20 protein-coding genes are annotated in these 22,974 nt (G+C 60.6%); 19 read left to right on the forward strand and 1 reads right to left on the reverse strand.

The window, feature by feature from the left end; translation table 11 throughout:
• Positions 1–218: 218 nt before the first annotated feature.
• From mfd to PD282_RS00275, 13 genes are all read left to right on the forward strand, one after another.
• The gene (mfd, locus tag PD282_RS00215) at positions 219–3,713 is read left to right on the forward strand and encodes a transcription-repair coupling factor (protein ID WP_274654942.1); all 3,495 of its coding nucleotides are present in this window, start codon (positions 219–221) and stop codon (positions 3,711–3,713) included.
• Positions 3,700–4,863, forward strand: coding sequence for a peptidylprolyl isomerase (locus tag PD282_RS00220; RefSeq protein ID WP_274648411.1), 1,164 nt, complete (start codon positions 3,700–3,702; stop codon positions 4,861–4,863). Before mfd ends, PD282_RS00220 begins: the two co-directional genes overlap by 14 nt.
• A gap of 152 nt (positions 4,864–5,015) precedes the next feature.
• The gene (locus tag PD282_RS00225) at positions 5,016–6,068 is read left to right on the forward strand and encodes a lactonase family protein (RefSeq protein ID WP_274648412.1); all 1,053 of its coding nucleotides are present in this window, start codon (positions 5,016–5,018) and stop codon (positions 6,066–6,068) included.
• 200 nt (positions 6,069–6,268) lie between these two features.
• On the forward strand, positions 6,269–6,811 hold the full coding sequence (gene spoVT / locus PD282_RS00230; RefSeq protein ID WP_274648413.1) for a stage V sporulation protein T: 543 nt from the start codon (positions 6,269–6,271) through the stop codon (positions 6,809–6,811).
• A 113-nt stretch (positions 6,812–6,924) separates the two neighbouring features.
• Complete coding sequence (locus PD282_RS00235) at positions 6,925–7,098, forward strand: hypothetical protein (RefSeq protein WP_274648414.1); 174 nt, start codon at positions 6,925–6,927, stop codon at positions 7,096–7,098.
• A gap of 221 nt (positions 7,099–7,319) precedes the next feature.
• Entirely contained in the window at positions 7,320–9,251 is a 1,932-nt protein-coding gene (locus tag PD282_RS00240; protein ID WP_274648415.1) for a polysaccharide biosynthesis protein, read from the forward strand.
• 281 nt (positions 9,252–9,532) lie between these two features.
• On the forward strand, positions 9,533–11,284 hold the full coding sequence (gene yabN / locus PD282_RS00245) for a bifunctional methyltransferase/pyrophosphohydrolase YabN (protein ID WP_274648416.1): 1,752 nt from the start codon (positions 9,533–9,535) through the stop codon (positions 11,282–11,284).
• A 188-nt stretch (positions 11,285–11,472) separates the two neighbouring features.
• Entirely contained in the window at positions 11,473–11,745 is a 273-nt protein-coding gene (locus tag PD282_RS00250) for an HU family DNA-binding protein (RefSeq protein ID WP_274648417.1), read from the forward strand.
• Between the two features lie 3 nt (positions 11,746–11,748).
• Positions 11,749–12,039, forward strand: a complete 291-nt coding sequence (locus PD282_RS00255; protein ID WP_274648418.1) for an RNA-binding S4 domain-containing protein — start codon at positions 11,749–11,751, stop codon at positions 12,037–12,039.
• Between the two features lie 168 nt (positions 12,040–12,207).
• The gene (gene yabP, locus PD282_RS00260) at positions 12,208–12,492 is read left to right on the forward strand and encodes a sporulation protein YabP (protein WP_274648419.1); all 285 of its coding nucleotides are present in this window, start codon (positions 12,208–12,210) and stop codon (positions 12,490–12,492) included.
• Positions 12,489–13,115, forward strand: a complete 627-nt coding sequence (gene yabQ / locus PD282_RS00265) for a spore cortex biosynthesis protein YabQ (RefSeq protein ID WP_274648420.1) — start codon at positions 12,489–12,491, stop codon at positions 13,113–13,115. The genes yabP and yabQ overlap by 4 nt, the downstream gene beginning before the upstream one ends.
• 35 nt (positions 13,116–13,150) lie before the next feature.
• A complete protein-coding gene (locus tag PD282_RS00270; protein ID WP_274648421.1) occupies positions 13,151–13,465 on the forward strand; it encodes an FtsB family cell division protein in 315 nt (104 codons plus the stop codon).
• A 176-nt stretch (positions 13,466–13,641) separates the two neighbouring features.
• A complete protein-coding gene (locus tag PD282_RS00275) occupies positions 13,642–14,166 on the forward strand; it encodes a S1 domain-containing RNA-binding protein (protein ID WP_274648422.1) in 525 nt (174 codons plus the stop codon).
• Positions 14,167–14,271: 105 nt separating this feature from the next.
• Here the strand turns inward: PD282_RS00275 and PD282_RS00280 are convergent, their stop codons facing one another.
• Positions 14,272–15,330 carry a tartrate dehydrogenase gene (locus tag PD282_RS00280; protein ID WP_274648423.1) on the reverse strand — a complete coding sequence of 353 codons (1,059 nt, stop codon included), beginning with the start codon at positions 15,328–15,330 and terminating at the stop codon, positions 14,272–14,274.
• A gap of 504 nt (positions 15,331–15,834) precedes the next feature.
• Here PD282_RS00280 and spoIIE point away from each other — a divergent pair.
• The 6 genes from spoIIE to hpt all read left to right on the forward strand — a co-directional run bounded on the left by spoIIE (position 15,835) and on the right by hpt (position 22,843).
• Complete coding sequence (gene spoIIE / locus PD282_RS00285) at positions 15,835–18,330, forward strand: stage II sporulation protein E (RefSeq protein ID WP_274648424.1); 2,496 nt, start codon at positions 15,835–15,837, stop codon at positions 18,328–18,330.
• A 103-nt stretch (positions 18,331–18,433) separates the two neighbouring features.
• Positions 18,434–18,985, forward strand: a complete 552-nt coding sequence (locus PD282_RS00290) for a hypothetical protein (RefSeq protein WP_274648425.1) — start codon at positions 18,434–18,436, stop codon at positions 18,983–18,985.
• A gap of 104 nt (positions 18,986–19,089) precedes the next feature.
• Complete coding sequence (locus tag PD282_RS00295) at positions 19,090–19,818, forward strand: VWA domain-containing protein (RefSeq protein ID WP_274648426.1); 729 nt, start codon at positions 19,090–19,092, stop codon at positions 19,816–19,818.
• Positions 19,802–20,716: a serine/threonine protein kinase gene (locus tag PD282_RS00300; protein WP_274648427.1), complete on the forward strand. Its 915-nt coding sequence runs from the start codon at positions 19,802–19,804 to the stop codon at positions 20,714–20,716. Before PD282_RS00295 ends, PD282_RS00300 begins: the two co-directional genes overlap by 17 nt.
• 80 nt (positions 20,717–20,796) lie before the next feature.
• Positions 20,797–22,251 carry a tRNA lysidine(34) synthetase TilS gene (tilS, locus tag PD282_RS00305; RefSeq protein ID WP_274648428.1) on the forward strand — a complete coding sequence of 485 codons (1,455 nt, stop codon included), beginning with the start codon at positions 20,797–20,799 and terminating at the stop codon, positions 22,249–22,251.
• Positions 22,252–22,303: 52 nt separating this feature from the next.
• Positions 22,304–22,843, forward strand: coding sequence for a hypoxanthine phosphoribosyltransferase (hpt, locus tag PD282_RS00310; protein ID WP_274648429.1), 540 nt, complete (start codon positions 22,304–22,306; stop codon positions 22,841–22,843).
• The last annotated feature ends 131 nt before the right edge of the window (positions 22,844–22,974 follow it).

Raw genomic sequence — 22,974 nt, forward strand, 5'->3', positions numbered from 1 at the left:
AGATATCGCGGGGCGAGCCTTGGCGCATGGCCGAGGCTCCTTTGCACGCGGCTCTATTAGATTTAGTTCGTTAATGGATGAAAGCGTTCGAACGCGTTTCACTTTCCACGGTTTAAATACGGACGATAGGTGCTTCTATCGTTGCTTGCAGGTTGCTTTCTTTTTCTGAAACGAGGTGCCTAGCGTTGAAAGCATTACTAGAGGCTTATTCCGCGGATATGGACTTTCAATCGGTCGTGTCCGGAATCCGCAAAGGGATGAGGGAGCAGCTCGTATCAGGGCTTGCCGGCTCTTCGCGCCAGGTGATGCTGGCGGCCCTGAAGCGGGAGCTTGACCGGCCGGTGCTGGTCGTGACCCATAACATGTTTGCGGCGCAAAAAATATACGAGGATCTGGTTGAGTGTCTATCCTCGGACGAAGTGCTGATATACCCGGCCAATGAATTGGTGGCGGCGGAGGCGGCGATCTCAAGCCCGGAAACGCTCGCGCAGCGCATGGATGTCCTCATCCGGCTGTCGCAGGGCTTTCGCGGGATTATTGTCGTGCCTTTCTCCGGCGTGCGGCGCTATCTGCCGGTCAAAGAAGCGGTTGCGGCGGCCCGCTTCGAGCTGAAGGTCGGAGACGAGGCGCCGATGGAAGCGTTTTTGCGGCGCATGGTGGAGCTCGGTTACGTCCGGACCGACAGGGTGGAGACGAAAGGCGAAATGAGCGTGCGCGGCGGCATCGTCGACTTCTTTCCGCTGACGTCCCCTTATCCGTGCCGCGTCGAATGGTTCGACGACGAAATCGATTCCATCCGCACGTTCGATCCGGTCGAGCAGCGCTCCATCGACAAGCTGGAGCATTTTACGGTAACGCCGTGCCAGGAGCTGCTGGCGGATGCGCGGCGGATGGAGAATGCCGCTCAGCATGCATCGGAGCTGCTCGAACAGCAGCTGCAGAAGATGTCCGACCGGACGGCCAAGGACCGGCTGCGGGCGGAAATCGGCGGCGAGCTCGACAAGCTGCGCGAGCACCAGTATTTTCCGGAAATCTATAAATATATTTCCTTGCTCTATCCCGAACGAGAGACGCTCCTCAGCTATATGCCCGAGGATGCGCTGCTCGTTTACGACGAGCCGACGCGTCTCATCGAGACAAGCCGCCAGCTTGAGCGCGACGAGGCGGAGTGGGCGACGCATCTGCTCGCGGGCGGCAAGTCGCTGCCGGGCTTTGCGCTCGCGCGGTCGTCGGACGAAGTGCTCTACCATCGCCCGTTTCAAACGCTGTTCCTCTCGCTGTTCCTCCGGCAAATTCCGCATACCCAGCCGCAAAACATTTTGAACGTCGTCAGCCGCGCGATGCAAAATTTTCACGGCCAGATGAATGTGTTGAAGGCGGAGATGGAACGGTGGCACAAGGCGGGCTCGAACGTCATCATGCTTGCGGGAAGCGCGGAGCGGATGGAGCGGATGCGCCGGGTGCTGCACGACTACGGCATCGAGATGCCGGTATTTGCGGAAGGCAACCTGCAGTCCGGCTTCGAGCTGCCCTCCATTCGCCTGATCGTCATCACCGAAGGCGAAATGTTCTCCCAGAAACAGCGCAAGGCGCGGCGGATGGACAAAAAAATTGACAATGCCGAGCGGATCAAAAGCTACACCGAGCTGAAGGTCGGCGACTACGTCGTGCACCAAAACCACGGCATCGGCAAATACATCGGCATCGGCACGCTCGAAATCGCCGGCATTCACAAGGACTACATTCATATTTTGTACGCGGGCGGCGACAAGCTGTCCGTGCCGATCGAGCAGATCGACATGATCCAGAAATACGTCGGTTCCGAAGAAAAGGAACCGAAGGTTTACAAGCTCGGCGGCAGCGAATGGACTAGGGTGAAGAACAAGGTCCGTTCGTCCGTCCAGGATATCGCCGACGACCTGATCCGGCTCTACGCGGAGCGGCAGTCGACGACCGGCTTTGCGTTCGGCCAGGATACGCCTTATCAGCAGGAATTCGAGGCCATGTTCCCGTACGAGGAGACGCGCGATCAGCTCCGGGCGATCGATGAAATCAAGAAGGATATGCAGACGCCGCGGCCGATGGACCGGCTGCTGTGCGGAGACGTCGGCTACGGCAAAACGGAGGTTGCGGTGCGGGCGGCATTCAAGGCGGCCATCGAGGGCAAACAGGTGGCGGTGCTCGTGCCGACGACGATTTTGGCCCAGCAGCATTACGAGACGTTCCGCGAGAGATTTTCGGGCTTCCCGTTCAATGTGCAGGTGCTGAGCCGGTTCCGCTCCAAGAAGGAGCAAAACGAGACGATGAAGGGACTGAAGGGCGGCACCGTCGACGTCGTCATCGGAACGCACCGCTTGCTGTCGCAGGACGTCATTTTCAAGGATCTGGGCCTGCTCATCGTCGATGAAGAGCAGCGGTTCGGCGTCTCCCACAAGGAGAAGCTGAAACGGCTCCGAACGAATGTGGACGTGCTGACGCTGACGGCCACGCCGATTCCGCGGACGCTTCATATGTCCATGCTTGGCGTGCGCGATTTGTCCGTCATCGAGACGCCGCCGGAGAACCGGTTTCCGGTGCAGACGTACGTCGTCGAGTACAGCCCGTCGCTCGTGCGGGAATCGATCGAGCGGGAGCTGGCGCGCGGCGGGCAGGTGTATTACCTGTTCAACCGCGTCCAGGGCATCTATCAGATGGCCGAGCAGATTTCGGCGCTTGTGCCGGATGCCCGCGTTGCCGTCGGGCATGGGCAGATGTCCGAGCAGGAGCTGGAAAAGACGATTCTCGACTTCCTCGACGGAGAATCGGATGTACTGGTCAGCACGAGCATTATCGAGACCGGCGTCGATATTCCGAACGTCAACACGCTGATCGTTCACGACGCCGATAAAATGGGGCTTGCGCAGCTGTATCAGCTGCGCGGCCGCGTCGGCCGTTCCAACCGGATCGCCTATGCCTATTTCACCTACCAGCGAGATAAGGTGCTCACCGAGGTGGCGGAGAAACGGCTGCAGTCGATCAAGGAATTTACCGAGCTCGGATCCGGCTTCAAAATCGCCATGCGCGACCTGGCCATCCGCGGCGCGGGCAATCTGCTCGGCGCGGAGCAGCACGGGTTTATCGCGTCCGTCGGCTTCGATTTGTATTCGCAGATGCTTGCCGACGAAATCGTAAAGCGTAAGGCCGGCCTTGAAGGCGAGACGCCGGAGCCGGTCAAGGAAGTGTCGACGGTCATCGAGATGAGCATCGACGCGTACTTGCCGTCGGCGTATATTTACGATAGCATACAGAAGATAGAGATTTACAAAAAAGTGGCTGCCGTCCGCGTGCTCGAAGAGGCGGAGGATTTGCGCGAAGAGCTCGTCGACCGGTTCGGGGATCTGCCGCTGCCTGTCGAGAGCCTGCTTGCGGTAGCACGGCTCAAGACGCTTGGCGCGTCGTGCGGCATCGAGCACGTCAGCCAGCGCGGCGACGATCTGACGCTCCGGTTCGCCGAGCAGGAGAAGCGGAGATTCGATACGAAGAAGGTGGACCTGCTGTGCCTCCAGTTCGAAAACCGGTTCAAGCGCGCGACCGCGCAGGAGCCCGGCCCGATCGTTCAGCTTCGCGGCAAGGGGCTTGAGACGGAGCAGAAGCTTAAACTGCTGGAACGCTTTTTGACGCGGTATAAAGAGACCATCGAACCGAAAGGGGAACTGCAGGATGTTGCGCATTAACCACCGGAGAAAAGGAGTCCTGCTTCTGCTTGCGGCCGTGCTGGCGTTCGCGCTGGCGGGCTGCGGGAAGAAGCAGGAAGAGGCGGCAACGCCGCCGCCTAAAGATACGGCGGGGACGCAGGAATCGTCGGGGACGCCGGCGGCGCCGCCGAAAGCGGGCGAAGGCAAGACGATCGCCACGTATAAGGACGGGGACAAGACGGGCACCGTTACGGACAAGGAGTTCGATCAATATACGGCGTTTTTCGTCAACATGATCAACCCGCAGGCGGAGATGTATTTCAGCATTCCGCAGCTCAAGGAACAGTTTCTCCGCGAATATATCGGCTACAAAATTTTAAGCGCCCGGCTGACGCAGGACAAGCGGGATGCGGTGAAAGCCGACGCCGACAATTTCTATAATCAGGTGAAGACGGCGGAAGGCCAGCAGGCCGACTTGAAGAAGAAGCTGGACGACGCCGGATTGACCGAAGGCGTGATCAAGTATTATTTCTCGATGGTACAAGCTATCCAGAAGGACGAAGAGAGCAAAGTGACCGACGCCGACATCAAGAAGCTGTACGACGCCGATCCGAAAGGCTTCTCGCTTGTGACGCTGCGCCACATCCTCATTATGACGAAGGATCCGCAGACGGGCGAAGAGAAGCATAAGGATGCGGACGCGCTCAAAATCGCCAAAGAAGTGAAGGCCAAGCTGGACAAGGGCGGCGATTGGAACGCGCTGGCGAAGCAGTATTCCGAGGATCCCGGCTCCAAGGACAAGGGCGGGTTATACGAGAACGTCGAGCCGCGGCTTTGGGTGGCGGGATTTAAAGATGCCGCACTGAGCCAGCCGATCGGCAAAGTCGGCGATCCGGTCAAATCCGACTACGGTTACCACGTCATCGAGGTGGAGAAGCGGGCCGAGCAGCCTTACGATAAACTGCCTCAATCCGACAAGGACGAGCTGAAGCAGACGGCGACGCAAAACCTGCTGAACGATTTTATGACGAACGAGCTGCCGAAGCTGATCACGAAGATCGACCTGCCGCAGGAGCCGGCGCCGAATACGGGCGGTACGGCGAATCCGGGTTCCGCGAATCAAGGCGCAGGCAACACAGGCGCTTCCAATCAAGGCGCGGCGCAAAGCGGCAACGCGGCGAAGAAATAACATCCGGAACGAACAACAAGCCTAGCGGTGTGCTGGGCTTGTTGTTTTAGTGGTACGCCGTCCGGACGGGACGGCCGTTTGACCGATCAAGGCCGGCCAATTCCAAACGGCCGAAAACCCCCTATGAAACGGGAATCAGGAGGAGATGTATGATGAGCGATCAATTGTTTTATGTCGGTTCGTACGCTTCCGAATCGGAGGAAGGCATTCTGCTCTGCCGGCTTAACGGGGAGACGGGGGAGCTTGTGAAAGTGGCGGGAACGGCCGGCATCGAAAATCCGTCCTTCCTTGCGCTGAACCGCAGCGCAAACCGGCTGTACGCGGTGAGCGAAACGTCCGAAGGGCATGTCGCCGGATTCGCCGTCGATCCGCAAGAAGGCGAATTCGAGCTGCTCGGTCAGCATCCGACGCTTGGCGCCCATCCCTGCCACATCGCGTTTGCCCGTCATGAACGATTCGCTGTCGTCGTCAATTACAGCGGCGGCAACGTAGACGTTTTTCCGGTGCAGGAAGACGGCTCGCTCGGCGAAATGGCGGACAACATCCTTCACGAAGGGCACGGTCCGCGCGCCGACCGGCAGGAGAAGGCGCATCCGCATTCCTCGATCGTCGATCCCGCGGACGGAACGGTCATCGTCGCCGATCTCGGCCTGGACAAGCTGATTCGGTACGAACTCGGCGGAGCGAACGGCAAGCTGACGAAGCGAAGCGAGACGCCGGGAACGCCGGCGGCGGGGCCGCGTCATATGGCGTTCCATCCGGAACGGCCGGTACTGTACGTTGTAAACGAGCTGGACAGCACCGTCAGCGTGTACGGCAATGCGGACCGTTCCGGGCCGCTTCCCCTGCTGCAGACGATAACGACGCTTCCCGAATCGTTCGAGGGAGAAAACACCTGTGCGGATATTCATCTGACAAAGGACGGACGTTTCCTGTACGCCTCCAATCGCGGACACGACAGCATCACCGTTTATCGGACGGATAACGAAGGCGGGCTGGAGCTTGTTCAGCATGTTTCGACCGGCGGACGGACGCCGCGGAATTTCGCGTTATCGAACGACGAACGCTATTTGCTTGCGGCGAACCAGGATTCGAACCGCATCGTTTCGTTTTCGCTGGACGGCGAAACCGGGCGCCTTGCGCCGACGGGTCACACGCTCGAAGCCGGCAAGCCCGTATGCATCCGGTTCGTACCGTCCGAATAAAGCGGCTGGAAGTTGCACCCATTTCCAAAAAGGCGGAATTTCCGGAGGTTTGGCGCGTGCATAAGAATTTGGGAGGGGATGAATACTATGGTCAGATTCGAAATCACCATTTTTCAAGGAACCTTCTCTCTTGTGCGATAAACGGCAGCAAAACATCCAGTCGAATTCAAAACCTTCAGGGAAAGTGGGGCAACTAGAACATGAAAGCAACTGGAATTGTTCGTCGCATCGATGATCTGGGCCGGGTCGTCATTCCGAAAGAAATCCGCCGAACGCTGCGCATTCGCGAGGGCGATCCGCTGGAAATTTTCGTCGACCGCGACGGCGAGGTTATTTTGAAGAAATATTCTCCGATTGGAGAGCTGGGCGATTTTGCCAAGGAATATGCGGAGTCGCTGTCCGAAAGCACGGGCCATATCACGCTGATTTCGGACCGGGATACGATTATCGCGGTCGCCGGCGCTCCGAAGAAGGATTATTTGGAGAAGCAGATCGGCTCGATGCTTGAAGGGTGCATGGAGAATCGCAAAACGATATCCGAAACGACGGGCGGATCGTTCGAGGTGGTCAAGGACATTGGAGAAAACTTCAGCTCCTTCGTCGCTGCGCCGATCGTCGCGGGCGGGGATCCGATCGGAACGGTTGTGCTGCTCAGCAAGGACGAAGCGGTAAGCATGGGGCAGATGGAAATCAAAATGTCGGAGACCGCCGCAGGGTTTCTGGCCAAACAAATGGAGCAATAACGACACGATCAAAGCTTCCTTGAAGAGGGCGAAAATCTTCAGGGGAGCTTTTTTTGAATCCGCAGGGAGGGCTAACTTATCGCCTTGCAGTGGTTATAAAGGAAGAAACGTGTTTGCCGCCAAAAGACGGCGTCAGCCGGCTTCACCGGATAAAAGGAAGAAAAAAGAACTCGCCGACCGGCAGCACCGCCTGCCTGTATGCCGTCGCGGGAGACTGCGTCAACCCGCCCGGCTGCGGACAGCAGGGGCCGAGCGACTGCCTCATGCAGTGCACGCCGCGCGCTTGAGCTGCGTAAGCAGAAGGAGCCGGGTTGCCGGACAACCTGACCGTTTGGGCGTGACCTCTATTTCAAGGGAATAGGGCAAGCGGAGATCGGCCGGTTTCGGTCGCCTGTAGACGTGCCGGTCCTCCAAAAAGCCGCAGAAGCCAACTTTCGGTTATAATGAGAGCGTATGCTTCCGATGCGCGAGCGGCGCAAAGGGAAGAAATCGACAGGCGGTGCGCGGTTTGAAGGCAGGAGGACAAGGAGAGAAACAGCGGCCCGGCGCCGGGGAAGGGCGCTCGGGAAAGGGCCGCGATCCGGCTGCGGGCGGAAACGGCCTTAAGCCGGAAATAAGCCGGACGGACCGAGGCGTGACCGTGCGTTTATCCGGTTCGGGCGGACAAGCCCCGGAGCGGGGAAATGCGGCGCTAGTCGAGGAATTAGGCCGTGACGGGCAAATCGGAGGCCGCCCGCCGGCGGCAGTCGGCATGAGCGGCGATGAAGGGAGTTTCCGCCCCGGGCGGGATTCGGGCGGCGGATGGAAACCGCCAGGTACGGTCACGAAGCCGCCTCTGTTCAAGGGTGCGGCGATTATGGGCGCGGCTATGCTGATCAGCAAAACGATCGGCACGCTCCAGAAGATTCCGCTGCAGAACATTGCCGGGGACCGCGTGTTCGGCATCTACAATGCCGTCTATCCGCTGTATCAGCTGCTGCTGGTCATGGTCACGGCCGGTTTTCCCGTCGCGGTTTCGCTGCTTGTGGCCGAGCGGGCGGGGGATTCCCGCGGTCATCAGCGTGTGCTTGCGGCGAGCGCGCTGCTGTTGGCGGCCGGCGGAGCGGCCGGCTTCGCGCTCTTATGGGGCGGATCGGAGCGGATTGCGGGCTGGATCGGCGACGCCCATACCGCCCCGGCCGTTCGGACGGCCGCGCTCGCCCTTTGGGTGGCGCCGGTTACGGCGGCGCTGCGCGGTTATTATCAGGGGCTCGGCCGAATGACGCCTTCAGCCGTATCGCAGCTGTCGGAGCAGACCGTCCGCGTCGCGGGCATGCTGGCGCTGCTCATGACCGGCTGGCAGCTGGGCTGGTCCGACGCCTCGCTTGCCGCCGGGGCGACGGCAGGCTCCGCGCTCGGGGGAACCGCCGGGCTTGCCGTCATGACGGCCTATTTGCTGCGGGACCGCCGCCCGGGCCGGCAGGCTTTGGCGAGAACTTCGGCCCGGGGCGCAGGCCCGGGCGAAGGGATCGGCACGCTGATGCGGCGGCTGGCGCTGCTCGCGGTGCCGGTGACGCTCGGCGCGCTGGCGGTGCCGGCGCTCGGCGTCGTGGACGCTTTTACGGTGCCGCGGCTGCTGCGCGGCTCCGGGCTCGGCGAGGCCGAAGCGATGTCGCTGTTCGGCCTGTACAGCCGGGGCCAGCCGCTTGTGCAGCTGGTCGTGATGGTCGCCGGCGCGATCGGCGCGGCGCTCGTTCCCGCGCTGGCGGCGGCCCGCGCCCAGCGCGACGAGGGGGCGCTGCGCCGCCACGCAGCGACGGCGATGCGCGCCGCGTGGACGTTCGGCGCGGCGGCGGCGTTGGGGCTCGTGCTGCTGGCCGAGCCCATCAATGTGATGCTGTACGCGGACGATGCCGGGACGCGTACGTTCATGCTTGTCGGGTGCACCGCGCTTGCGGGCACCGTCAATGCCGTTGCGGCGGCGCTGCTGCAGGGGCTCGGGGCGATTCGCGCCCCGGCGCTGTTCATGCTCGCCGCCGCGGCGATGAAGGCGGCGCTCAACGCCGCCCTCGTGCCGGCGCTCGGCCCCGCCGGCGCGGCCTGCGCGGGCATCGCCGCGCTGACGGCGGCCGCCCTGCTGGGCGCGGGCGCCGTGCGCCGCGCCGCAGGCGCGGCCGTGCCCGCGCGCGGCGCCGCGGGCACGCTGTTCGCGCTCGCGTGCATGGCCGCGGCGCTGGTCCTGGCCGAGCGCGGCGGCGCGGCGCTGCTCGGCCCGGCGCTGCCGCCGCGGGCGGCAGCTGCGGCGCTCGCGCTCGGGGGCACGGCCCTCGGCGCGGCTGTGTTCGCCGCCGCCGCGCTGCGCGGCGGCGGCATCGGCGCGCAGGAGCTGCGCGCCCTGCCGGGCGGCGAAGCGCTGGCCGCCCGGCTGCGCCGGTGGCGGCTGCTTCCGCCGGGCGACTAGCGCGAGCGCCGCTTACTGGGCGAGCCGCCGCGGCACCCTCGCCCGGGCGGCCGGCCTCCACACCTTGCGGACCCGCAGACGGCTCCGCCGGGGCACCGGCCTGCACGCCGAACCGGCAGGCCCGCCGCCGCCATGAGGCTCGGCTCGGCCGTACGACCCGCCGGAGCCCGGCCTCGCACCCGGCCGACGGACATACCTGGTTCGTTCCCTGCGAAAGCCGGCCAGACACCCGCGGCTTTTTCACCTAAATACATAGATCATCCATTCAAGGAGGTATCATCATGCAACCGATAATTACCGTGGTCGGGCTCGGCTCCGGGGATGCCGATCAGCTGACGCTTGGCATTTGGCGCAAGCTGCAGACAACATCGCGTATTTACGTGCGGACGGAACGTCACCCGATGATGCGGCTGTTCGGCGAGAACGGGCTGGCGTATACGTCGTTCGACAGCGTGTACGAACGGCTCGACTCATTTCCGGACGTATACGCAGCTATTGCCGACGCCTTGATCCGCGAGGCCAAGACCGCCGCAGGCGCTCCACAGCCCGCACCCGGCGCCGTGCCAACCGCCGCTGGCGCTCCGCAGCCCGTACCCGGGGCCGTGCCAACCGCCGCTGGCGCTCTGCAGCCCGCGCCCGGCACTGCATCAACCGCCGCAGGCGCCCCGCAGCCCGCGCCCGGCGCCGTGCCAACCGCCGCTGGCGCTCCGCAGCCCGCGCCCGGCGCCGCACCAATCGCCGCAGGCGCTCCGCAGCCCGTACACGGCGCCGCATCAACCGCCGCAGGCGCTTCGCACAGCGACGCAGAGATCGTCTACGCCGTTCCGGGCCACCCGATGGTGGCGGAGAAGACCGTGCAGCTGCTGCGCGAGCGGTGCCCGCAGGAAGGAATCAGGCTCCGCGTTCTGGGCGGCGAGAGCTTCCTCGATCAGGCCTTTACGCGGCTTGGCTTCGATCCGATCGAGGGCTTTCAGCTGCTCGACGCCGGGGAGCTTAAGCCGGCGATGATCCGGCCGGAGCTGCATACCGTCATCGGTCAGGTCTACGACGCATTTACCGCTTCCGACGTCAAGCTGACGCTGATGGAGCGTTTGCCCGACGACCATCCGGTCGTCGTCGCCCATGCGCTCGGCGTTGCAGGCGAGGAGCGGATTGAGACAATCCCGCTGTACGAGCTCGACCGGACGACGGGCTTCGGCAACCTGTCGCTCGTCTATGTCCCGCGCTCGGAGGACGAGTCGCTCCGCAACCGGTCCTTCGACCGTTTGCATGAAATCGTCGCCATTTTGCGCAGCCCGGAAGGATGTCCGTGGGACCGCGAGCAGACGCACCGGTCGATCCGCAAAAATTTCATCGAAGAGACGTACGAGGCGATCGAAGCGCTCGACAACGACGACCCCGACGGCATGCGCGAGGAATTCGGCGACGTCATCCTGCAGGTGATGCTGCACAGCCAAATGGAAGAGGAGCTCGGCTCGTTCAGCGTCTACGACGTCATTCAAACGCTGAACGAAAAGCTGCTGTTCCGTCACCCGCACGTCTTCGGCGAGCAGGGCGCGCAGGATGCCGAAGAAGCGCTGAAAAACTGGGAGCAGATGAAAGCGGAAGAGAAGCGGCGCAAAGGGATCGACCCCTCGAAGCAGTCGCTCCTGGACGGCATCCCGCCGGATCTGCCCGGACTTATGAAAGCGTACAAGCTTCAGAAGAAAGCGTCCAAGGTCGGTTTCGACTGGGGCGCAATCGGGCCGGTGTTGGATAAAATCGAAGAGGAGCTCGGCGAGCTGCGGGAAGCGGTCGCGTCGGGAAACGGGGAGGAGCAGGCCGGAGAGCTGGGCGATCTGCTGTTCGCGGCCGTGAATGCCGCCCGTTTCATCGATGCCGACCCGGAAGAGGCGCTGGCACGGACGAATCTCAAATTCAGGAAACGATTTTCATATATTGAAGAGCAGCTTCGTATAAACGGCCGCACGTTTGACCAAACTGATTTAACAGAGATGGATCGGTATTGGGAGGAAGCGAAACGGCTCCCATAACGCGTTATTCAGGGGCGGATTCGCTAAAATTCGGCTGTAATCTCCACAAACCGCAAAAAAAAATCGCCGCAGGGCAGGATTTTTTTAGAAGAAGGCAGAATAGTATTTTCGTAGAAGGCAAGGTTTACGCAGCGGCGTCTGACGCCGGCAGTAACGAGGAACTTGAAAATTAGGGAGGCAATACAAGTATGAACAAGAACGATCTGATCAACAACATTGCCGCAAAAAGCGGCCTGACCAAACGCGACGTTGAAGCGGTGCTGAACGGCTTTCTGGGTGAAGTGACCGACGCCCTCGCCGGCGGCGAAAAAGTACAGCTGATCGGCTTCGGCACGTTCGAAACCCGCAAGCGCTCCGGCCGTACGGGCCGTAACCCGCAAACGGGCAATCCGATTACGATCGCGGAATCGAAGGTACCGGCATTCAAAGCGGGCAACAAGCTGAAAGACGCCATTAAGTAACCGATGCGTCTGGATAAATTCCTCAAAGTATCCCGCCTGATCAAACGGCGCACCGTCGCCAAGGACGTATCCGATCAAGGGCGTGTCTGGATTAACGGACGCGAAGCGAAAGCGAGCAGCACCGTGAAAGTCGGCGACGAGCTGCGCGTGCAGTTCGGCCAGAAAATCGTCACCGTGCGCGTCGAGCGGCTGGCGGAGACGACGAGGAAGGACGAAGCAAGCGGGCTCTATACGCTGCTGAAAGAGGAATCCCGACAGGCCGACGACAAGCCGGATTGGACGCAAGTCACATAGCCTTGACCGACAGCCCCCGAAAGGGAGCTGTTTTCTTTTTGCCGCTCGCCTGCTCTTATCCCCGGAAGCCGCCAAGCTGCCGCCGGTCTTCCCGCTCCGCGCCAAATCCCCCGTTCTAAAACCTGTCCTCCCCGGCATAGATTGATGTTGAAGGAGGGGGACAGGACGATGGTCGATCAGGGAAAAGGGCAAAAGCGCCAGGAAGTCAAAATGCTCAACCGCAAAATTATGGAGATCACCGGCGTGATGAACGTGGAGAGCTTCGACAACGAGGAGTTTCTGCTGGAGACGGAGCTCGGCTATTTGGCGATTCGCGGGCAAAATCTGCATATGAAGCACCTCAGTCTGGAGCAGGGCCTTGTCGCCATTGAGGGGCTCGTCCATTCACTCGCCTACTTGGACGGGACTTCGGCCGGCAAATCGAAGGGCCTGCTCGGGAAGCTGTTCAAGTGAGCCTGAATGTGCAATTGATGACGATGGCGGCGATGCTGCTCTCCGGGATCGGGATGGGGGTCGTCTTCGACGGCTACCGCGTCGTATCGGACGAGCTTCGGATTAACCGCTGGTGGATCCCGGTGTTCGATCTGCTGTACTGGATTGCCGCCACCATCGTCGTGTTTCACGTATTGTCCGCAAACAACGAGGGCGAGGTGCGGCTGTACGTGTTTATCGGGCTCCTGTGCGGCATCGGATTGTATTACTGGGTTTTCAGCAAAATCGTCGTCAAGCTGGTGCATATCGCGATCGAAACGGTCCGCGCGCTGATCCGCTTCTCCATCCGGGCGTTCCGCCTGCTGGTCGTTCAGCCCCTTATGCTCGTTTTTCGCCTACTCAAGGTGATTTTCGCCTTTTTCATCGCGCTTACTTTGTTCCTGTCCAAAATTGTGGTACAATTGGTTCGTCCTTTCTGGCTTTTGCTCCGCTGGATGCTGAGGCCGCTTCTCCGCCCGCTGGGCCGCCGCATGGCGAAGCTCTTCGGGCCGCTATTAGACAGGCTGAAGCTGCGGGCAAGGGCCGAGTCGGCTCGGGTGCTCGCCCTCCGTCTATGGCGGCTGATCCGCCGGAAGAAGGACTGATACACCATTATAAGGACGACAGGAGGAGCGCAAAGGTGACAACCGCAACCCAACCGAACACGAACGTGAGACAAGCTGGAACGAAACGTCGGCTGAAAATATGGTTTTGCATCGTTGCGCTGTTCATGGCATGGAGCACATTCAAAATGGTTTCCCAGGTCGGACAGCAGGTCGAAGCGAACAAGAAGCTGGCCGCCGTACAGAGTCAAATCAACGACGCGACCAAGCAGGTGAACGACCTGAAGCTGCAGGTCGAACGTCTGAACGATAAAGAATATATCGGGCAGAAAGCGCAGAAGGATCTGGGCATGCTGAATCAAGGCGAGAAACAAATTATTCCCGTGCGATAACCGTCGTAAACGGGACATCCGTCTGTTGCCTTGCTTCTCTTGCTGAGGTATAATCACTGGTAGTAGCGGCATTTTAAGAGGCACCGAATTCCCAATTATTTTAATGTCGGACGAATCTCCATCTTCGAAGCTAACACCGGGCTTCGCATAACGCTTAGGGAGGAACATTTTCATCTATGGCAATTGAAGTGGGCGCCAAGTTAGAGGGCAAAGTGACAGGCATTACGCATTTCGGAGCATTCGTCGATTTGTCGGGAGGTGTCACGGGGCTCGTTCACATCTCGGAGATTGCCGATAATTACGTCAAGGACGTCAAGGATCACTTGAAGCTGGACGATATCGTCACCGTGAAAGTCATCAATGTGGATAAGGACGGCAAGATCGGGCTTTCGATCAAGCAGGCCATAGACCGGCCGGAGGGCTCGGCACCGCCGCAGCGGGAGCCAAGACCGGGCGGCTTTAACCGTCCAAGCGGAGGCGGGGGCTTCAATCGTCCAGGCGGAGGCGGAGGCGGAGGCTTCAATCGTCCGGGCGGAGGCGGAGGCGGGCGACCGTTCAAATCGGCCGGCAAACCTTCCTACGGCAAACCTTCCTTCGAGGATAAGATGTCCCGTTTTCTGAAAGACAGCGAGGAACGCATTTCTTCCCTGAAGAAGAATACCGAAGGCAAACGCGGCGGCCGCGGCGCGAAGCGCGTCTGACAGCGTCCGATTCATATACAAACGATACAGGCAGAGCCATAACCGGCTCTGCCTTTTTGATGTTCACCTTCGAAGCTGCTGCAGCTATTTTCACGGAAGTTCGCTTTACATTCGTTTCAGCTCCCTGCAGATAGCGGCCGCCACTTCCGTCGTGGAGGAAGACCCGCCGATGTCCGGCGTTTTGATGCCCTGTGCGGTCACGAGCTCCATGGCGTCCAGCAGCTTGCCGGCGATTTCATATTCGCCGAAATGGTCGAGCATCATTTTGGCCGTCCAAATTTGCCCGATCGGGTTGGCGATGCCTCTGCCCTGGATATCGGGGGCGGAACCGTGCACCGGCTCGAACATGGACGGGTATTTGCCGTTCGTATTAATATTCGCGGCTGGCGCGACGCCGATGCTTCCCATGACCGCGGCGCCGATGTCGCTCAGAATGTCCCCGAACAAATTGCTTGAAACAACGACGTCGAATATTTGCGGCCGGGTCACGAAGAAAGCGGACAGCGCGTCGATATGATAAGACGAGTTCCGGATGTCGGGGTAGTCGGCGGCTACGTCCCGGAACACCTCGTCCCAGAACGGCATCGTATGGACAATTCCGTTCGATTTGGTCGCGCTCGTGACATGGCCTTTTCTCGTTTTGGCCAGCTCGAAGGCGTAACGCATCGCTCGCTCCGTCCCCTTGCGGGTGAAGACCGAGCTTTGCATGGCGATCTGGTCTTCGCCCTGATGGATGCGGCCGCCGATTTCGCTGTATTCGCCCTCGCTGTTTTCCCGCACGACCAGCAGGTCGAAATCCTTCGGATTCAGGAGCGGGGATGCGAGGCCTTTAAAAAATTTGGCCGGCCGGATATTGATCGACTGCTCGAAACTCCGTCGGATCTTGATCAGCAGCCCCCACAGGGAAACATGATCCGGCACGCGGGAAGGGTCGCCGACCGCCCCGAGGAAGACGGCGTCGAATCCTTGCAATATGGTTAATCCATCGTCCGGCATCATTTTGCCGTGCTCCATATAGTAATCGCAGTTCCACGGAAAACTCGCAAACTTCCATTTCAGCCCGCCATGAACGTCGGCCGCGGCGTTCAGCACGTCCAGCGCGGCGGGCACCACTTCGCCGCCGATTCCGTCTCCGGGAATGACAGCGATTTCATAGGTTTTCACATCGGTTCCTCCTCTTATTTCGGTTCAGCTTAGCTAGAGTATATCATGCGGCTGGCGGCTTGCGTCGAAAGATTGCAAGATTCGTAAGCGCGATATGGCAAGATTTCGGCCTGCGAATCGCTCCCGCTTGGATTCGGCGAAGCGGAACGGTGCTCGAACGCCTCTTTTTGCCCCGATTATGCCGCCGTTTCGAAAAATATACCTCCCCGAACAAAAAAGTTTTCCCGCCATCTCCACCAAAGCCGACAGGTTCGGACGGCGTTTCGCCCCGAACGGGCTGCGAAGCGGCACCGTAATTTGTTGAACCGTGTGCTGAACGGCGGCAGGGTGCGGGCCCGCAAAGCCGCGCTGACGCTGCATTCGCGCCTCTGGCGACAAGCAGCGGCGGCTTCACGCGAATTTGTCGGAAAAAACTTTGGCGCTGACAACGCTTTCTGACAAACTTCCGCGGAGGGGGCTCCTATAATTAAGGGCACACAAACAACGGAAATGGTGGTGTCTTGGGTGACCGAAAAACAAAACGTGGTGGTGTTCCCCGATCTGCGGCGGACAAGCTTCGTGCAGTCGGCCGTACGGAAGGGAATGAATTGGGCGGCGACGCGGCGGTCGGTGCAAATGATCGCGTCGAGGAAATGGACCTTCGTTCTGGTGGCAATCGGCTTCCTGCTCGGGCGGGCGGTAATTCTGGAATCGCTGACACCGTTTGCCGCCGCTTACTTTGCCGTCATTTATTTTTTACGGCGGGACGCGGTGTTCCCGGTCGGACTTGCGATCGTGGCCGGAAGCTGGCTGGCCTTGTCGCCCGAGCCGATGTGGATCGCGATGGAGCTGGCCGTCCTCTACCTGCTGCTGAAAGGGCTGGAAACGTATGAACGCGCCGAACTGAACTACGCGCCGCTCCTTGTCTTCCTGTCTACATTGCTTGTCCGGCTGTTCGGCGTCGTGATCGCCGACTCGCTCAGCTGGTACAAGCTGATGATGGTATCGGTGGAGGCGGCGCTCGGATTCGTGCTGACGCTGGTGTTCGTGCAGGCGGTCCCGGTACTCACGATGACGCGGAAAACGACGGCGCTCCGGAGCGAGGAGATCATCTGTCTCATGATCATGCTCGCCTCGGTGATGACCGGGGCGGTCGGCTGGACCGTCTACGGGCTGTCGGTTGAGCATATCATGTCGCGAACGATGCTGCTGCTGTTTGCGTTCGTCGGCGGCGCGCCGCTCGGGGCCTCGGTCGGCGTCGTCGCCGGCCTCATCCTGAGCCTGGCCGATCTGAACGCCATCGTGCAGATGAGCCTGCTCGCTTTTGCCGGGCTGCTCGCCGGACTGCTGCGCGACGGAGGCAAAATGGGGGTTGCCTTCGGCATGCTGCTCGGCTCGTCGATTCTGTCCATGTATGTCGGCAGCCAGACCGACGTCATGTCGTCGACCTGGGAATCGGTGGCGGCGATCCTGTTCTTCCTTATTACCCCGCGTTCGATGGTTCGCACCATCTCGAAATATGTGCCGGGCACAAGCGAGCATATCAAGTCGCAGCACGAATACGCGAAGCGGGTACGCGACGTGACGGCGCAGCGCGTGGCGCAGTTTTCCGAAGTATTCCGTCAGCTGTCGAAGAGCTTCGGACAAACCGTCGGCGCCAGCGAGGTCGAGAAACGGGAGGAGGCGGTAAACCATTTCATGAACGCGGCGTCGGAGAAAACGTGCAGCTCCTGCCACCGCAAAACGCTGTGCTGGGAAGGGCGTTTTTACGACACCTACCGGATGATGACCGAGATGATGACATCGGTCGAGGAAGGACGGAAGATCGGGCCGAAGGAGGTGCCCAAGGATTGGAAGTCGCACTGCATTCATGCGCATCAAGTGCTGGGGGTGATGAACCAGGAGTACGAGCTGTACAAGCATGACCAGATTTGGAGAAAGCAGCTGAGTGATTCCCGGCAGCTGGTCGCCGAGCAGCTGTCGGGCGTATCGCAGGTGATGGAGGATTTGGCGCGCGAAATCAAGCGGGAGGGGCAGCAGCTCCATTTGCAGGAGGAGCAAATCCGCGACGCGCTCGAGGGACTCGGCTTATCCATACAGGGCATCGATATCGTCAATCTGGAGGAGGGAAATGTAGAAATTGAAGTGTACCACGCGTTCGGGCGCGGGTACGACGAGTGCCGCAAAATTATCGCGCCGCTGCTTTCCGACATTCTCGGCGAGCCGATCGCGGTCATGTCGGAACGATACCCGGACAAAAGCGGAGAGCCGGCGCTCGTCGTCTTCGGTTCGGCGAAGGCGTTCGAGGTCGAAACCGGCATAGCCGGCGTCGCCAAAGGAGGCGATTTGCTGTCGGGCGACAGCTTCAGCACCGTCGAGCTCGGCAACGGCAAGTTCGCCGTCGCCATCAGCGACGGCATGGGCAACGGCGAGCGGGCCAAAGTGGAGAGCAGCACGGCGCTGACGATTCTGCAGCAGCTGCTGCAGTCCGGGATGGACGAGAAGCTCGCGATCAAGTCGGTCAATTCGGTGCTGCTGCTGCGGTCGTCCGAAGAGATTTTCGCAACCGTCGACGTTGCGCTTATCGATATGTATACGGCGAAGACGACGTTTCTGAAAATCGGCTCGACGCCGAGCTTCATCAAGCGGGGCAGCGAGGTCATTCCGATTTCGGCGAACAATTTGCCGGTCGGCATCCTGCAGGAGATCGACATCGACCTGATCAGCGTGCAGCTGCAGCCGGGCGATACGCTCATCATGATGACCGACGGCATCTTCGATGCGCCGGGGCACGCGGTGAATAAGGAACTGTGGATGAAGCGGATCATCCAGGAGCTTAAGACCGAGGACCCGCAGGAAATCGCCGATATGCTGCTGGAAACGGTCGTCCGCTACCATAAAGGAGACATTCTTGACGATATGACCGTCGTCGTAGCTCGCGTGGACAAGCATCAGCCGGAGTGGGCGACGTTCCGCTGGCCGGGCCTGAGCAAGCTGGAGCGGCCGAGGACGGTGAGCTGAGGCAGAAGGATCGATCGATTTCGATAAGCGACGAATAGACCGGATACGCTTTTGCACGCAGGCCGTGCGCCAAAATGAATATAAATGAGAGAGGACGTGCCCTATGAGCGCTCAAAAAATAACGGTAACGATCAATATTACGGTTCAACTAACGGTATCGGAGGAGGAGAAGGCGCCGGCCTGGAACGATTACTGGGAGCAGTATCGTCTGGCGGAGCGCGGCCAAAAGCAGGACGCGGAGAAAGCCGCCCAGCCTGCGCTGGCGGAGGTTGCGGCAGCGGTGGACATGGAGGAGGAACTCCCGCACAAGGAGGAGAAGCCAGAACGGAAGTCCGCGGCATCCGGCTCGAAGTCGCTGCAGGAGGCGCCGGGCAGGGAGGACGCCGGCCGGCCTAAGCCGCTCGCCAAGACGGGCTTCCTGAAAGCGAAACGGAAGAAATCGCCGCCGGCGCAAATACGCCGAATGCGAAGCCGGATGAAGAAGCGAACGGTATGGCGGGAGGGGCGCCTTGCCCGGTATCCCGCAATCGCTGGGGCGGGCCGTCCGATCGGGGCGCGAACGAACGGAGGCCGGTCCGGAAAGGCTCGCCCGCTGAAAAGCATACGTTATATCGAGGCTCCGTCTATCGGGCCGCCGCCGCACAAGTCCGCCTGAACAGGCGGGCTTTTTTCGTTTGTCCGCTGATTATTTCCTCTCAAAAGTGGGCACGCTGGTAGAGATACTAGCGGTAGATTCCATGTTTTAGGGGATGACGAGTCATGAAACAAATCTTGCTTATCACCGACGGCTGCTCCAATGTCGGCGTCAGTCCGGTCGTCGCTGCCGCGCAGGCTTATGCGGAAGGCATCACGGTCAACGTCGTAGGCGTTGTCGATCAAGGCGATCTTGGCGAATTCGGCGCGTCGGAGATCGAGGAAATCGCCCGCTCGGGCGGCGGCCTCAGCCGTCTGGCCCATACGCGGCAGCTGTCGCAAACCGTGCAAATGCTGACGCGCAAAACGGTCGCGCAGACGATACAGCAGGCCGTTCAGCGGGAGCTGAAGCATGTGTTTGGCGCCTCGTCGATCGAAGCGCTGCCGCCGGAGAAGCGGGGCGAGGTGGTGCGCGTCATCGACGAGCTGGGTGAGACGAGCCGCCTGCAGGTTGCCCTGCTAATCGATGCAAGCGCCAGCATGAAGCCGAAGCTCGCGGCCGTCGAGGAAGCGATCCGGGATTTGGCGCTCAGCCTCCAGTCCCGCCAGGGGAGCAGCGAAATCGCGGTGTTCCATTTTCCCGGCTCGGCTTACGGCGAGGATTGCCGGCTAATCCTGGACTGGACGGGCGATGTCGGCGGCGTGACGTCGATCTTTCCGAAGCTGCAAATGCGGGGTACGACGCCGACGGGACCAGCGCTCATGCACGTCATTGATTTTTTCCGAAAACCCGATTATGGTAATAGGAAGAATGATGACGAAACGGGCGGGATGCTGAGTGACCACGTCGTTTGAAGAGAGCTTCCCGCGCGGTACGGTCATCCGGGGCAAATGGAGGCAGGGCAGCTACCGGGTGGAACGGCTGCTCGGCGCCGGAGCGAACGGCAAAGTGTTCCTCGTCGAACGGGACCGAAGCTGGTATGCGCTGAAAGTAGGCTCGGATGCGGTCGACCTGCAGTCGGAGGTTAACGTGCTGCAATCCATTGCCGGGCGGAAACGAGGCGCCTCGTTCCTTGTCGATGTCGACGATTGCCGGGCCTTGGACGGCCGGGAATACCCGTTTTATGTGATGCAGTACGTGCGCGGCTCGACGCTCTCGGACTACTTGTCCCGGCACGGGATGGAATGGCTTCCGGTCGTCGGCTACAGCCTGCTGATGAAGCTGGCGGAGCTGCACGAAGCGGGGTGGACGTTCGGCGATTTGAAGCTTGAGAACGTCATCGCGCTCGATTACGGCCGCGTGGAGCTTATCGATTTCGGCGGCGCCACGGCTTTCGGCAAGAGCGTCCGGCAGTTTACCGAGATCTACGACCGGGGCTATTGGAACGCCGGCTCGCGGACGGCGGAAGCGGGGTACGATTTGTTCTCATTCGCGGTGCTGCTCATTCAGCTTTGCGAGCACCGCCGGCTTTCGCAGCTGACCGCCAATCTGCTGCCGCAGACGCGTTCGCCCGAGGAGCTGCTCCGGCTCGCCCGCTCGAACCCCGAGCTTAAACCGTTCGACGGCTGGCTTCGCAAGGCGCTGCTTGGCGAATTCGGGAGCGTGCGCGAGGCGGCGGCGTCCTGGCAGCAGTGGATGCGCCCGGAGCGGCGCAAGCAATCGGAGACGCCCCGGTGGATGAAGGGGCTGTTTGCCGTCTCGGCGATTTTGCTGGCCACGACCATTTACTGGCTGCTGCGGACCGGGTCTTGATGAAGGAGGCCAAGGCGGACGCGGCGGCTTTTGTGCATTCGCCGCCCAAGCGCGTTTAAGAGAAACGGGAGGGGGCTCTAATGGAAGCGATGGACAAATGGCTCATCGAAGTAGCTGCGGCCGCGAGGGAGGAACGGCTATGGTCGGATGGCGATACGATCGTCGTCGCCGTCTCGGGCGGACCCGACTCGGCCGCGCTGCTGCATATGCTGCACCGGTTGTCCGGGCCCGGGCGTCTTCGCTTGGTCGCCGCCCATGTCGACCACGGGTTCAGGGGCGAAGAATCGGCCCGCGAAGCGGAGGGCGTGCGGCAGCTGGCGGCCGCGCTCGGCGTGCCTTGCGAAACGGTCAGCATCGACGTTCCTTCCTATATAAAGGAAACCGGACTTAATCCGCACGTCGCGGCCCGTGAGAAAAGGTACGCGTTCCTGCATGAGGTCGCGGAGCGTAACGGAGCGCGGCGCATCGCGCTGGGCCATCACGCCGACGACCAGGCGGAGACCGTCCTCATGCGAATTTTAAGGGGGACGAGCCCCGGCGGACTGGCCGGAATCCCGATGCGCAGAACCGAAAAAAACGTGGAACTTATTCGGCCGCTTTTGCGTATTTACAAGGCAGACATCCTGAGCTACTGCAAACATTGGGCCATTCCGTACAGCGTAGACAGCAGCAATCTGAAGCGCGACTATTACCGCAACCGGGTCCGCCTCGACGTGCTGCCGGCACTGAAGGAATACAACCCTGAACTCCCCGCCGCGCTGGTCCGGCTCTCCGAGCTGGCCGCCCGTGAGGACGATTGGATGGACCGGGAAGCGAGGCGCGCGTTCGACGCCTGCGTCCGGCCCGGCCGCGACGGATGCCAAATGACCCGCAAAGCGCTGCTGGACCTGCATGTCGCTTTACAAAGGAGATTGATTAAACTAATATTAGATTACGTTGGAATGGAAACGGAATCCACTTCTTTCATCACCGTCGAAACGGTGCGGGCGGCCGCCGCGGACGGCGCCGCGTCGTCCTCGCGTTTGGACCTGGGAGGCGGGGTCCGGCTTGTTCGGGAATACGAGGAGCTCCGGTTCCTCCGGGCGCACGCGGCCCGGACGGCCGAGCTTGATACGGTCGCTTACGAATATACCGTGGCAGGAACGGGAACGGCCGTGCGGATTAAGGAAGCGGGTATCACGCTCGCATTCGCGGAGGAGCTGACGGCAGCCGGCCGTACGCCGCGCGGACGAGACGAGACGGCATTCGACGCCGATCGGATTTCCTTTCCGCTGACGGTGCGCAACCGGCGTCCGGGCGACCGGATGCGGGTGATGGGTTTAAACGGCACCAAAAAAGTGCAAGATATGTTCGTTGACGAGCGCGTCCCCCGTTCTTTGCGGGAGAAGCTTCCGCTGCTTGTCGATGCCGAAGGGACCGTCATCTGGATTCCCGGTATCCGCCGTTCGACGGCCGCACCGGTTACCGCTGCAACGTCGCGGGTGCTGCGCGTGCGGGCGGAAGGACCGGTGAACGGCAGGGGTCAACCCGAATAAGATGCACTGATTCATTCATAGGTATAGGTACAACAAGTAGGAGGTCCCGGCATTGCTTAGCGATATTCAAGAAGTCCTTTATGACGCCGGCCAAATTCAGCAGAAGGTGCGCGAGCTTGGCGAAACGATCAGCCGGGATTTCGATGGACGCAATCCGCTCGTGATCTGCGTGCTGAAAGGCGCCTTTATTTTTATGGCCGATCTGGTCAAAAGCATGACGATTCCGCTCGAGATCGATTTTATGGCGGTATCGAGCTACGGGCAATCGACCAAAACAAGCGGCGTCGTCAAAATTATGAAGGATCTCGACGCGCCCGTTCAGGGACGCGAGGTCATCCTGGTCGAAGACATCGTGGACAGCGGATTGACGCTCAGCTATTTGATCGACGTGCTGGAGCGGCGCAATGCCAAATCCGTCACGCTCGTTACGCTGTTCGATAAACCGTCCGGACGCAAGGTCGAGCTCGAGGCCGATTATAAAGGGTTCATTTTACCCGATGCGTTTGTCGTCGGATACGGGCTTGATTACGCGGAGAAATACCGCAATTTGCCCCTGATCGGCGTTCTGAAGCCTGAAGTATACGGGAAGTAAGCACACTTGTCCTTAAGACGCAGGACTAGAAACTCCATGCTAGTGCCCGGCCGTACATGCCTCATCTCCCTTTCGTTTGTAGTGGGGAAACATGCTATGGTAAAATATTTGAAGCGTCTTGAGAGGAGGTA

It is taken from the genome of Paenibacillus humicola (assembly GCF_028826105.1).
Classification (GTDB): domain Bacteria; phylum Bacillota; class Bacilli; order Paenibacillales; family Paenibacillaceae; genus Paenibacillus_Z; species Paenibacillus_Z humicola.